11 protein-coding genes are annotated in these 12,609 nt (G+C 68.4%); 6 read left to right on the forward strand and 5 right to left on the reverse strand.

From position 1 onward, the window contains the following. Nucleotide 1: 1 nt before the first annotated feature. The 3 genes from ATI53_RS00455 to ATI53_RS00465 all read right to left on the reverse strand — a co-directional run bounded on the left by ATI53_RS00455 (nt 2) and on the right by ATI53_RS00465 (nt 2,872). Nucleotides 2-523, reverse strand: a complete 522-nt coding sequence (locus tag ATI53_RS00455; protein ID WP_034453288.1) for a TRAP transporter small permease — start codon at nt 521-523, stop codon at nt 2-4. Between the two features lie 88 nt (nt 524-611). Beyond that, complete coding sequence (locus ATI53_RS00460) at nt 612-1,583, reverse strand: TRAP transporter substrate-binding protein (RefSeq protein WP_009506326.1); 972 nt, start codon at nt 1,581-1,583, stop codon at nt 612-614. 47 nt (nt 1,584-1,630) lie between these two features. Then, nucleotides 1,631-2,872: an NAD(P)/FAD-dependent oxidoreductase gene (locus ATI53_RS00465; protein ID WP_034453311.1), complete on the reverse strand. Its 1,242-nt coding sequence runs from the start codon at nt 2,870-2,872 to the stop codon at nt 1,631-1,633. Between the two features lie 196 nt (nt 2,873-3,068). On the opposite strand from ATI53_RS00465, the gene ATI53_RS00470 reads away from it, so the two are divergent. Then, nucleotides 3,069-3,767, forward strand: a complete 699-nt coding sequence (locus tag ATI53_RS00470) for a fumarylacetoacetate hydrolase family protein (RefSeq protein WP_009506324.1) — start codon at nt 3,069-3,071, stop codon at nt 3,765-3,767. A 9-nt stretch (nt 3,768-3,776) separates the two neighbouring features. Beyond that, nucleotides 3,777-4,244 carry a CYTH domain-containing protein gene (locus ATI53_RS00475; protein ID WP_009506323.1) on the forward strand — a complete coding sequence of 156 codons (468 nt, stop codon included), beginning with the start codon at nt 3,777-3,779 and terminating at the stop codon, nt 4,242-4,244. Nucleotides 4,245-4,301: 57 nt separating this feature from the next. On the opposite strand, the gene ATI53_RS00480 is transcribed toward ATI53_RS00475, so the two are convergent. After that, entirely contained in the window at nt 4,302-7,757 is a 3,456-nt protein-coding gene (locus ATI53_RS00480) for a calcium-binding protein (protein WP_111549451.1), read from the reverse strand. A 289-nt stretch (nt 7,758-8,046) separates the two neighbouring features. On the opposite strand from ATI53_RS00480, the gene ATI53_RS00485 reads away from it, so the two are divergent. Beyond that, the gene (locus tag ATI53_RS00485; RefSeq protein ID WP_034453307.1) at nt 8,047-8,778 is read left to right on the forward strand and encodes an endonuclease/exonuclease/phosphatase family protein; all 732 of its coding nucleotides are present in this window, start codon (nt 8,047-8,049) and stop codon (nt 8,776-8,778) included. On the opposite strand, the gene ATI53_RS00490 is transcribed toward ATI53_RS00485, so the two are convergent. Beyond that, nucleotides 8,753-9,292, reverse strand: coding sequence for a cytochrome b (locus tag ATI53_RS00490; RefSeq protein ID WP_009506319.1), 540 nt, complete (start codon nt 9,290-9,292; stop codon nt 8,753-8,755). The two genes, ATI53_RS00485 and ATI53_RS00490, sit on opposite strands and share 26 nt — an antisense overlap. 100 nt (nt 9,293-9,392) lie before the next feature. Between ATI53_RS00490 and ATI53_RS00495 the strand changes: the two genes are divergently transcribed. The 3 genes from ATI53_RS00495 to ATI53_RS00505 are packed head-to-tail and all read left to right on the forward strand — an operon-like array spanning nt 9,393 to nt 12,588. Continuing rightward, nucleotides 9,393-10,115 (forward strand): CDP-alcohol phosphatidyltransferase family protein, encoded by a 723-nt coding sequence (locus ATI53_RS00495; protein ID WP_009506318.1) that lies wholly within the window; start codon nt 9,393-9,395, stop codon nt 10,113-10,115. After that, entirely contained in the window at nt 10,112-11,719 is a 1,608-nt protein-coding gene (locus tag ATI53_RS23130) for an alkaline phosphatase family protein (protein ID WP_170134501.1), read from the forward strand. Before ATI53_RS00495 ends, ATI53_RS23130 begins: the two co-directional genes overlap by 4 nt. Then, nucleotides 11,716-12,588, forward strand: coding sequence for a lysylphosphatidylglycerol synthase transmembrane domain-containing protein (locus ATI53_RS00505; protein WP_009506316.1), 873 nt, complete (start codon nt 11,716-11,718; stop codon nt 12,586-12,588). The genes ATI53_RS23130 and ATI53_RS00505 overlap by 4 nt, the downstream gene beginning before the upstream one ends. Nucleotides 12,589-12,609 lie beyond the last annotated feature (21 nt).

Raw genomic sequence — 12,609 nt, forward strand, 5'->3', positions numbered from 1 at the left:
GTCATTCCCCCTGGCTCTGGTCGACAAGGTCGGTGGTGATGCCATGCGATCCGGTAAAGATCAGCCGCACGAGATTGTCCCAGAACGCGATCGCCAGCAGTACCGCGCCGATCGACATCGACAGCTGCGGAATCCACATCGGCGTCGCGTCCAGCCCTTGGCTCAGCTCGGTCCAGCGCCACGAGATATGGTTGCCGCGAATGGCGTACCACGCAAACCAGGTGGCGACGGCGGTGCCGATGCCGAAACAGAACACCTCGCCCCACCAGCGGTGCCGCCCAAGCGCGCTCAGGAACAGCGACACCCGGATATGCGCCCCGTGATTCAGCGCGTAGGCAAAGGCAAGGAACGACGCCGCCGCCATGCAATAGCCCGCGTAATCCGTCGCGCCGGCAAAGACATGCCCGGTCCAGCGGGCCAGCATCTGAAGCACGATGATCGAAAGGATGGCCATCAGAAAAACCGAGGCGATGATCCCCCCGATCAGGTAAAGCGTGTCTAGCACGCGGCGGAGTAATGTCATGGCGACTGTCCGGACTGGTTGCCGCAGCCTGCGCAAGTCAGGCGATCTGGCCGCGAAGAAGGGCGGGCGCGATGGCCCGCCCGATCCGTCATTCGCCCCTGTAGGCGTCGATGATGGCCTTGCCGCCATCGCCGGCCTGTTCAAGCCATTCGTCGGTCATCACGGCACCCATTTCCTTGAGCTGCGCCATCAGGTGGTCCGACGCCCGTTCGACGATCATGCCGTTCTTTTTCAACTCTTCGAGGGTGAACCGGGTGTAGGATTCGGATTTCGCAAGCCCGTCGGCGGCTGCGGTCGCGCCGCAGTCAGTAATGGTGGCCTTTGCCTCGTCCGACAGGTCGTTCCAGGCATCGAGGTTGACGAAGACCGCGTTGCGCGGCAGCCAGGCGTCGACCTCGTAAAAATGCGACAGGTGTTCCCAGACCTTGCGGTCATAGCCCGTTGCGCCGGACGAAATGAACGATTCCGCAACGCCTGTGGCCAGCGCCTGGCTGAGTTCGGCCGCTTCGACCTGAACGGGCAGGGCGCCGGTCAGCTCGGCCATCTTGGCGGTCGCGGCGGAATAGGACCGGAATTTGACGCCCTTCATGCCTTCGATGTCGGTCAGCTCCTTGTTCATGTAAAGTCCCTGGGGCGGCCAGGGCACGGAATAGACGTAATGCAGGTTGTCTTCGGCCAGCGCGTCCGCGACATAGGGTTCGGCGATCGACCACAGGGTTTCATGCTCGTCGAAAGACGACACCAGAAATGGGATCGAATCCACGCCATACAGCGGGTTTTCGTTCTGGTGCGCCGACAGAAGGCGCTCGCCGATGGTGGCCTGACCGGTCATCACCGCCCGCTTGATTTCGGCGCCGCCAAACAGCGACCCGGACGGATGGGTGACGATTTCCAGCGCGCCGTCGGTGCCTGTCGTGACGCAGGACGCAAAGTCCGCGCCGACTTCGGAATGAAAGTTGGTCGCGGCATAGGCCATCGGCATGTCCCACTTTTCCGCCTGGGCCGCGACACCGACGCCCGCCAGAGCGGTCGCCGCAAGAAGCGTGTTCATCAGTTTCATGGTGATATTCCCTGTTGGTCGTATTCCAATGTCTTTTTTCACTGCCTTCAGTGAAACCGATCCGGGGCGTAGGGCGCAAGGCTGATGTTGGGCGTCATGCCCGAGATCAACTGGGAAAGCAGGCGCCCGGTCTTGGGGCCGCCCGTCAAACCGACATGGTCGTGGCCAAACCCCATATAGGCACCCTTTACCGCAGGGGATTCCCCGATCACCGGCAGGGAATCGGCCATCGAGGGGCGGTGGCCCATCCATTCCTCGGTCTTCTTCCAGCTCAGACCCGGTATCGCGGCGCGGATCTGGCGCAGCAGCAAATCGTAGGGCGCACGCGACGGCGGTGCGTCCAGCCCCCCGAATTCGACGATGCCGGCCAGCCGCAGCCGCCCGTCCATCGGAGTCGCGACAAATTTGCCAGACGCGATCATCACGGGCGAGCGGGGCATCACCGAGGGCTCGTAAAGTTCCAGATGGTAGCCGCGTTCGGATTCCAGCGTCGGGTTCACCCCCAGCTTGCGCGCCAGGCCGGTCGACCAGACGCCGCTGGTCAGCACGGCGGCGTCGCAGGCCAGCGTTTCGCCGCCGACGCGCACGCCGGTCACGGCGCCCTGTTCACGGGCAATGTCGGTGACTTCGCCCAGAACCAGCCGCCCGCCCTGCGCCTGAACGTGGCGGGCAAGGTCCTTGACGTATTGGCCAGGGTCCGAGATCCGCCCGTGCCCGCCAAACACCGCCGCACAGCCCAGCCGGGGCGAAAAGATGGGGTCGTAATCCTGCCAGGCCCGGCCTTCCAGCACATCCCAGGCAAAGCCGTTTTCCCTGCGCACCGCAAAGCCGAAGGCGTCGGAGTCATAATGGGCGCGGTCGTTGTAGACAAAGGCGTAATCGGTCGGGTGCAGCCATTTCTCGGCGCCGGTGCCGCCCGCCAGGGCAAAGTGGTCGTTCAGCGCGTCGCCAATGATGTTGGTCGCCGCCGCCGCCCGCCTGCGCGCCGCCGGCGCGTTGGCGTGGCGCATGTATTTCACCAGCCAGGGCGCAAGCTTCGGCAGGTAGCGCCATTTCATGAAAAGAGGCTGGCCCGGATCCATGAGCATCCGCGGCGCCTTTTGCCACAGCCCCGGCCCGGTTATCGGCATGACCGAGCACGAGGCAAGAACGCCGCCGTTGCCATGGCTGGTGCCCGCTCCGGGGCCGGTCCTGTCGATCAGGATCACCTTGTGCCCGTCGCGTTGCAACCAGATTGCGGTGGATACGCCGATGATGCCCGCGCCGATCACCGCCACAGTCTTGGTCATCTTTCCCCCTGTCCCGGACGGGATCACGCCCGCCCCGCTGTCATCTGTCGCCGGGATCAAGCGCCGGTTCCCGTGCGCTGTCAATCGCATGCGAACGGGCGCGCCGGATAAGGGGCTGGCCTTGACCGGGTGTCCCGGCATATGGATTGCGCTGTAGGCAATCCCCGGCGCGGCCGGGCCCAGCAAGGACGCTGCCATGGCCTTTGTCATTCCCCCGATCGCCCCGCCGTCGGTCGCCGTTTCGGGCGGCTCTTTGCGGTTTCCGGTGCGGCGCATCTTTTGCGTGGGGCGCAACTACGCCGATCACGCGCGCGAAATGGGCAACGATCCCGACCGCGAGCCGCCGTTCTTTTTCACCAAGCCCGCCGACGCGGTGGTGCCCGGAGAGGCGACGATCACCTACCCCACCCAGACCGCGAACCTGCACCACGAGGCCGAACTGGTGGTCGCCATCGGCACCGGCGGGGCGGCCATTCCCGCGGACAAGGCGATGGGCCACGTCTGGGGCTTTGCCGTGGGCAACGACCTGACGCGCCGCGACATGCAGAACGACGCCAAGGCGATGCGCCGCCCGTGGGATCTGTCCAAGGGGTTCGACGACTCGGCGGTGATCGGCGCGTTGCATCCCCGGTCCGAAACCGGCCCGATGGATCGCGGCAAGATCACGCTTGCGGTCAACGGCACGTTGCGCCAGCAGGGCGACCTGGCGGACATGATCTGGCCGGTGGCGGATGTCATCGCATTCTTGTCCCAAAGCGTTGCGCTGGCGCCGGGCGATCTGATCATGACCGGCACTCCTGCCGGGGTCGGGGCGCTGGAACCGGGCGATCTGTGCACCGCGTCCATCGACGGGCTGGGCAGCATCGCGACCCGCATCGCCCCGCGCCCGGTCTGAGCGGGCGCCATGCCGCAATCGGTCGAGATCGAGCGCAAGTTCCTGGTCGCCAGCCTGCCGGATCTGGCCGGGGCGCTGTGCGAACCGATCCGACAGGGCTACCTGACGGGTCCCGGCGACAGCGTACAGGTGCGGCTGCGGCGCAAGGGCGCGCGGCATTTCCTGACGGTCAAGGGGGCGGGGCTGCTGGTCCGGTCCGAACATGAAACCGCGATTTCCGCCGAGGCCTTTGACGCGCTCTGGCCCGCCACCCAGGGACGCCGTCTGGCAAAGACCCGCTGGACAGGTCGCCTGCCCGGCGGGGCGTTGTTCGAACTGGATGTCTTCGACGACCGGCCGCTGCGCCTTGTCGAGGTCGAATTCGATTCCGAGGCGGCGGCGCGGGCCTTTCGGCCCCCCGGCTGGTTCGGCACCGAGGTCACTGGCGATCCGGCTTATGCCAATTCGTCGCTTGCGGCATCCGGGCCCGGCACCTGACGCCGCAGGACCAGACGCAGGACCAGACGCGGGGGCATCGGGTGGGGCCGGCTCGGGTCAGACGAACAGCACATCGCTGTCCAGCAGATCGGAGGTGGTCAACCCCAGAAGCATGACCGATCCCGGCCCCCAATCGACGCGCAGGCCCTCGACCGTCTGTTGCAGCGTCAGCGCGCCCATGTCGGTCCGGTCGACATCCAGTTCCAGCACATCCCGGCCGGGTTCGAAATCCGACACCCGGTCGCGCCCGGACCCGGTGTCGAAGACAAACACGTCGACACCGCCACCGCCGGTCAGCGTGTCGCCGCCCGCGCCGCCCGCCAGCCGGTCCCATCCGGCGCCGCCGGACAGCACGTCGTTCCCGCCCCCGCCAGTCAGCGTGTCGGCCCCCGACGCGCCGGTCAGGGTGTCGCGCCCCGCGCCGCCCTCGACCAGGTCGTTGCCGATGTTGCCGTGCAGAAGGTCGTTGCCGCCGCCCCCCAGGATCGTGTCATTGCCCCGCCCGCCGTACACGGTGTCGGCGCCGGATGCGCCGCCCTGGTCGTTGTCTTCGAACAGATCGTCGCCATCGTCCAGAAACACCAGGTCGGGCCCGTCGCCACCCCGCACCGTGTCGTTGTCGATCCCGCCACGGATCGTGTCGCCGTGGCTGCCGCCGTCGATCAGATCGGCGCCATTGCCGCCGTCGATCAGATCGGACCCGGCCTGCCCCTGAAGCGTGTCGGCGCCCGCGCCGCCGATCAGCGTGTCGTTCTGGGCGCCCCCGCGCATCAGGTCATCGCCGTTGCCGCCTTCCAGCCGGTCGTCCTGCGCGCCGCCCTCAAGCAGGTCGTCGCCCGCTTCGCCGCGCAGCGTGTCGGCGCCGCCCCCCCCGCGCAGTGTGTCGGCGCCCCCCCCGCCGTTGACAAGGTCGGCGCCGCCCGCGCCCTCAAGTCGGTCGTTCTGCGTGCCGCCATAGAATGTGTCTTCGCCGCCCCCGCCAAACAGGGTATCGCTGCCCTGACCGCCGACCAGAAAGTCGGCGTCCGCGCCGCCGGCCAGCCAGTCATCCCCGTCGCCGCCGAACATCCTGTCGCGGCCGCCCGCGTCGGCGAGGCGATCGTTGCCCGCGTTTCCCTGCAGGGTGTCCTGCCCGGTGCCGCCCTGCAACGTGTCATCGCCTGCGCCCCCGTCCAGCGAGTCGTTGCCATCGGCGGCATCAAGGTGGTCATTGCCGGCGCCGCCCAGCAGCGTATCCGCACCCGTGCCGCCCAGCAGCGTGTCCGCCCCCGCGCCGCCCGAGATCCAGTCGTTGCCGTTCCATCCGTCAAGCCGGTCGTTCCCGTCCCAGCCATCAAGCTGGTCGTCGCCAAGCGCGCCCAGCAGGGTATCGTCGCCCAGGCCGCCCAGCAGCGTGTCGTCATCGGCGCCACCATGCAGCCAGTCGCTGCCCTGATTGCCCACCAGGCGGTCGGCGCCATTGTCGCCGTGCAGACGGTCCCAGCCATCGCCGCCGATGATCGTGTCCCCGCCGTTGTTGCCGTGGATGGTGTCGGCGCCCGCACGCCCGTCCAGCAGGTTGTTCCCGGCATTGCCGGTCAGCGTGTTTGCCTTGCTGTTGCCGGCGCCGGTCAGATGGTCGCTGCCGGTCAGGGTCAGCGACGTGCTGGTCTCGTTCCAGTCGGCAAGATCAAAGGACCGGGCCCGTGTGACCGCCCAGCCCAGCCAGATTTCGCTGGTGGGCAGGCTGGTGGCCATTTCGGCGATGCCGTCGCGGTCGGTGTAGCTGTAGCTTGCGCTGATCTCATGGCCCAGATCTTCTTCGCCCAGCACCAAGCTGCGTCCGGTGGCGTTTGGTATCGCCCACCCGTCGCGATACCATTGCACGCCCCCAGACGCGATACCGTCGGCGTCGCTGACGTTGCCAAGGTCGACCCACAGCGTCGCCCCCTCGATGCGGTTGCCGGTTATCGCCGGGCGTCCGACCGGGCGGGCGTTGTCGACGATGGTGATCGGCATGCGCAAGACAGGCGACGCATCCGCGAAGGTGATGCCCTGAAGCGTGATGGTCAGCCATGCGGTTTCATTGGTTTCGGACAGGGCATCCGACAACGCCGTCATGTCGATCGAGACGTTCTGGCCCGTGGTCCCCGACAAGGCCGCATGCGCGCCCGCGCCCGATGCGGCGATGAAATCCCCGGCTCCGGCGGTGCCGGCGGCGATGTCCCAGCTCCAGCTGAAGGCGGCGTCGGACAGTTGCAGAAAGCTCAGCTGCCAGCTGGCAGTCGTGCCTTCGACAAGCCGCAGCGCGTCAGCCTTGAAGACGGCGTAGGGGTCGGTTTCCCGCAGGGTGCCGCCCGCAAGCTCGATCGTGGTCGTCGCGCCCATCGCGTCCAGCGCGGCCCGGTCGTAGCTGCGCGTGTTGCCGGCAAGGTCGGTCACGCGGACCTCGGCGATGCGATAGGCGCCCGGCGCGTTCAGCGTCGATATGGTGAAACCCTGGCCGCTGTAGCCGTCGTCCCATCCGTCGCTCAGTCCGTAAAGCCCGAGGATCGCGTGGCTTTGCACCGCGGTGCCGTCGCCCGAAATCGCATAGTCCAGCGGCGTTTCAAGCATGATCGACAGGCTGGCGACGCCGGAGTCGTCATCGCGCGCGCGCGCGCCGATATAGGTCAGCGCGTCGCCGCCCGTCAGGTCGATGCGGTCGGGGATCGACAGCGACAGCAGGTCCGGCGCGACAAGGTCGGGCGTCGCCGCCAGCACGTCAAATCCGGTGGAAAACCCAAGCTCGGCAAGGTCTTGCGCAGTATAGACGCGCGTGTTGCCCGCGCTGTCGCGCACCGACACGCGCGTGATGTCGTAGTGCCCCGGCGTGTTGATGTCGGAAATCGACAGCGTTTCGCTGGATGTGCCATCGGTCCAGCTGTCGGTTTCCCCGGACAGGGCGATGATGGAAAAGCTGTCGTGCCCGGTCGTGCCGGTGGCATAGGTCAACGACTGGTCAAGCGTGACGATCACCTGGTCGATGTCCGACGCGGCATCGCTCGCGGCGGCGGTGATGGTCATCGGCGCGGCGCCGGACGACACGTCGGTGCTGGCTGGCAGGCGGAACGCGGTCAGCATCGGGGCGGTGGTATCGGCCACGGTTCCGGCAAGAACGACCGAGGTGTTGACCCCCATTTCCTTCAGTTCGGTCGGGGAATAGGTGCGGGTGTTGCCGGAGGTGTCCCGGACGGTCACACGCGTGACGGAATACGCGCCGGGTATGTTAGTCGGGTCTATGCCGAAACTTTCGGTCACGACGCCGTCCGACCAGCTGTCGGACGCCCCGAACAGGCCGACGAGGGAATAGCTGTCGTACCAGGTCGGGCTGCTGGCAAAGCTGTAGGACAGCGACCCGCTGAACCACACCACCACCTGAGCGATGCCGGATGCGTCGTCGCTGGCCCCGGCCGACAGTGTCAGCAGCCCGCCGCTTTCGATCCGGCTCGGGATCGTAAGGAAGCCCAGTTCAGGAGCGATGAAATCCGGCAAGGTCCCGTTCCCGCGATTGAAGCGAGGTGCGGCGCCGGGCAACACATGGCCAGCCCCCTGCGGACGGCGTCCGCAGGGACGTACTGGTGTCGACCGGCCGTCTCCTGGCGTTTGCCGGGATTTTACCTCGGCGGGCTTTTCAGACGTTTAAGGAAACCCCGACAACTGTCGGTATTGCGATCCTGTCCCTTGCCGGGCGGTGCCATACGACAAGGCCCGTCTGCGGCTTCGCGTCCGGAAGGGTGGCGGCGGGTTTCCTTTGCGCCGCGCATGGTCCATTCTGCACGGGATGGATGCGCTAACCCTCGCAAGCTGGAACCTGCACCGGGGACAGGGCCGTGACGGGCGGGTCGATCCGGGCCGTATCCTCGGGGCGCTGGAAACCGGGCTTGCGCCGGAACGCCCTGATATCGTCGTCCTGCAAGAGGCGGATGACGAAAGCCCCCGTCAGGCGGGGTTTCTGGACATCGCAAGGGTCGAATCCGCGACCGGGCTGCGCCGCCTTGAGGGGCATGAATGGGGCCCGCACAGCCACGGGTTTCAGGGCAATGTCGTGCTTGTGTCGCCCGCGCTGCGGGTCACGCATGCCCAGCCGCTCGACCTGCCGGGAGTCTGGCCGCGCGGTGCGCTGGTGCTGGATCTGCTCCGCCCAAGGCTGCGCCTTGTCGCCGTGCATCTGTCGCTGTCGCTGGCGCTGCGGGTGGTGCAGATGCGCACCATCGGGCAGTTCCACGCCCGTCGCCCGGCAATGCCCTTGGTGGTGACGGGCGATCTGAACGAATGGCGCCCGTGGAACGGCGCGCCCTTTTCGCGGCGCGTGGCAGGTGTGGCGTTGCATGGCCCGCTGGTGCGCAGCTTTCCCGCCGTTCGCCCCTTGCTGCCGCTGGATCGGGTGCTGTGCGACGTGCCCGGCGCTGTCACGGAACTGCGCGCCCTGCGGGAGGCGTGTTTTCGCGACGCGTCGGACCATTTGCCGGTTGTCGCGCAACTGACGCTCAGACCGGAGGCCACATCCGGCTGAAGATCCCGTCCTTTTTCATCAGCCCGTGCAGCGCCGCCGCCCCCGCATGGGCGGTGACAAGCAGGACCACGACGATCCAGGCCTTGCCGTGAAACGCCTCTGCGGATCTTGCCAGCGCCTCGTTGCGGCCGATCAGCCCGTCGAACAGCGGGTCCCACAGTTCGATCGGATAAGCCCCGGCCTTGACCCGGACGATGCCGGACAGGGCCATTGCCACAAGCGCCAGATACAGCAGCGCATGCACGGCTTCCGCTGCGAACGCCTGCAAACGCGGCAGGCTGTCCGGGTGCGGCAGATGCGGCAGAACGGCCCGGATCGCGATGCGCAGCAACACCACCAGAAGGATCACCGGGCCGATGTTCTTGTGATAGAAAAACAGCGTGTTCTGCACAGCGCGGGGCAGACCGTCCTGCACCATCACCAGACCGGCCGGGATTGTGGTCAGCACCAAAAGCACGGTCAGCCAGTGCAGCAGGCGCTGGGGCGTTTTGTAACGAGGCTGGGGGCTGTCCATGGCGGCTCCTTGCGCGGATGCGATAACGCTAGGGCAGTCCGGGGCGCGGGTAAACGGCGCTGTGCTTGACAGGGTTCCGTGTCGGCGCATCTGATGGCGCATGCACAGTGCCGAACCCCCATCGCGCCGTCCCGGCCCCGCCCTGCTGTTCGGAGCCAGCGCGGGGGGGCTGGCGGTCGCTGTGACGCTGGCGTCACGGGCGCTGGCGGACGGGGCCGCGGCACTGGCGCCGGTTCTTGGATTCGTGCTGGCGTCGGGCATCGCGGCTGTTGCCTTCCTGCAGGGCTGGAAAGCCGCGCGCGTCGGCCCCGCCAACGCGGTGACGCTTGGCCGGCTTGCGCTGGTGTCGCTGTTCCTTGCGCCCCTGGCGGACCCCGGACTGACACAGGGGGCGACCGGCTGGGGGCTGTTCGCGCTCGCGCTGTTGGCGCTGGCGCTGGACGGCGTGGATGGCAGCCTGGCCCGGCGCAGCGGGCTTGCAGGCCCATGGGGCGCCCGGTTCGACATGGAGGTGGATGCGCTGTTCGGCCTGATCCTGGCGGCGCTGGCCTGGCGCAGCGGTGCCGCCGGGGCATGGGTGCTTTCGCTGGGGGCGATGCGCTACCTGTTCGTGCTGTCCGGCCGGGTCTGGCCCCGGCTGACCGCGCCGCTGCCCGACAGCCTGCGGCGCAAGACCGTTTGCGTGGTGCAGATCGGCACGCTTGCGGCGCTGGTCGCGCCGGTCGCGGTGCCTCCGGGATCGCAATACGCGGCGCTGGCGGCGCTGGGCCTGTTGACCTGGTCTTTTGCGGTGGACATCCGCTGGCTGATGCGGCGCCGATGACCGAATTTCGACGGACGGCCAGCCTTGGCGGCGGGGCGCTGCTGCTTGATCTGGTGCTGATCCAGCCCAGCCATCCCGGCGGGCTGACCGCCGCCGGGTTGACCCTGATGCCGCTTGAGCTGCCCGTGCTGCTGGGGGGCGCACTGGCGCTGGGGCGACGCGCGCGCGGCTATGCGGCGGGCGTTGCCGTGCTGCTCGTGGTGCTGGTCGCACTGAAACTGGCGGATCTTGCGGCTCATACGGCATTTGGTCGCGGGTTCGATCCGGTGACCGACCTGAATGTCGTCGATGCGGCGTTCAGGCTGCTGTCGGCCAGCATCGGCGTGGCGGGCACGTCTGTGCTGGCGGCGCTGACGCTTGGGCTTCTGGCGCTGCTGGGGGCAGGGCTGTTTCTGGGACTGCGGGCCTGGGGGCGCGCGGGGGCGCGGATCGGCGGGCGGGGCCGGTCTGCCGCCGCCGGCATCGCCGCCGCGTTCGCCGTGCTGTGCGGGGCCGAGATCCGCAGCGCGCTGAACGGATGGCAGGGCTGGAACCCGCCCGCCGATGCCTTTACCGCGCGCTACGGGGCCGAAAAGCTGCGCAATGGCCTGCGCTCGGGCGCCGCGCTGGCCGCTTTCAAGGCCGAGGCGGCGACGGATGCCTGGCAGCACCGGCCCGGTGCGCTGAGCGCGCTGAAGGGTCGCGACGTGTCGGTGGTTTTTGTCGAAAGCTATGGACGGGCGGCGATCGACACCCCGGCCTATGCGCCGCGCCATCTGGCGACCCTCGCCGAGGGGGCGGTGGCGCTGGAGGCGGCGGGCCTGGGCATCAGGTCCGGCTGGCTGACCTCGCCCGTGCAGGGAGGGCGCAGCTGGCTGGCCCACGCCACGCTGGCAAGCGGGCTCGGCATCAGTGACCAGCGCCGCTATGGCGCGATGCTCGCCAGCGACCGTCTGACGCTGTATGACATCGCGGGACGCAGCGGCTATCACACCCGCGTCGTCGCCCCCGCGATCGTGTTGCCTTGGCCCGAAGGGCCGGGTTTCGGCTTTTCCGAGGTGCTTGCCGCCAGCGATCTGGGCTATGCGGGCCGACCATTCGACTGGGTAACCATGCCAGACCAATACACGTTGGCCACCGCCGACAGGCTGGCCCCCGACGGCCCGGTCATGTCCGAAATTGCGCTGATTTCCAGCCACGCGCCATGGACGCCGGTGGCCTCTCTGGTGCCGTGGGACAGCGTTGGCGATGGCCGTGTGTTCGACGCGATGGCCACGGCGGGGCCAAGCCCGTCCGAGGTTTGGTCCGATCATGACCGTGTGCGCGACCACTACGCGCGGGCGCTGGACTATTCGGTGCGCACCGTGCTGTCCTGGGCGGCACTGCCGCGCGCGACGCAGCCGCTGCTGGTGGTTCTGGGCGACCACCAGCCTGCGGCCTTCGTGGCCCGGGGCGCAGGCATGGATGTGCCCGTGCACCTGATTGCGCCGCCCGATGTGCTGGCGTTGTTCGACGACTGGGGATGGACCGACGGGCCGGTTCCCGCGCCGGCGCTGGCCCCCTGGCCCATGCACGCCTTTCGCGACAGGTTTCTGGACGCGACAAGCCCGGCCGGGACGCCATGACCGTGCTGCGCATGCTTGTACCGCTGGCGCTGATCGCGCTGTGCCTGTGGCTGGCGGATGCGGGCGGAGTGATCTTGCGGCTGGCGGGGGCATCGCCGGGCTGGATCGGGACGACCGTGGTGCTGCTTGGGGGCGTGACCGGACTTTCGGCGCTGCGCTGGCGGCTGACGGCGGGCGCGCTTGGTCTGCCGATGACCCGCCGTGCGGCGCTGGGCGAATACTTCATGGCGCAGTTCGTCAATCAGACCCTGCCCGGAGGCGTGCTGGGCGATGCCGCCCGCGCGCAGCGGTCCCGTCAGGGCGGCGCGCTGGCCCCGGCGGCGCAGGCGGTGGTGATCGAACGGGCGTCGGGGCAGGTGGGTATGGGCGCGGTGCTGGCGCTGGGCCTTGGGCTGTCGGATGTGCCGCTGCCGCGCCTTGCCTGGACGGCGCTTGTGGTGCTGGCCGCGCTGGCCTTCGCGCTTGCGCTGATCGGCGCGCGCCGCAGCGGCAGTTGGCCAGCGGCCATCCGCGCGACGCTGCTGCGCCAGTCTGGCCCCCAGGCCGGGCTGTCGCTGGTGATCGCCGCGCTGACCGTTGCGGGTTTTGCCGCCGCCGCCCGCGCCACGGGCACCACTCTGACGCTGCCTGAAACGGCGCTGCTGGGGCCGCTGATCCTGACCGCGATGCTGCTACCGGCCTCCGTCGGGGGCTGGGGCTGGCGCGAAGGCGCGGCCTCGGCGCTGTTTCCGCTGGCGGGCCTTGCCCCCGAGGCCGGTCTTGCCGCCAGCATCGCCTTTGGGCTTGGAACGTTGGCCGCCGCGCTTCCGGGGGCGTTTTTCCTGCGCCGCCCTCAGGGCGCGCGTACCATTGCCGACCCGCCGAAATAGCCTATCATCCGGTTTCAGAGC

Source organism: Salipiger aestuarii, assembly GCF_003259905.1.
Classification (GTDB): domain Bacteria; phylum Pseudomonadota; class Alphaproteobacteria; order Rhodobacterales; family Rhodobacteraceae; genus Salipiger; species Salipiger aestuarii.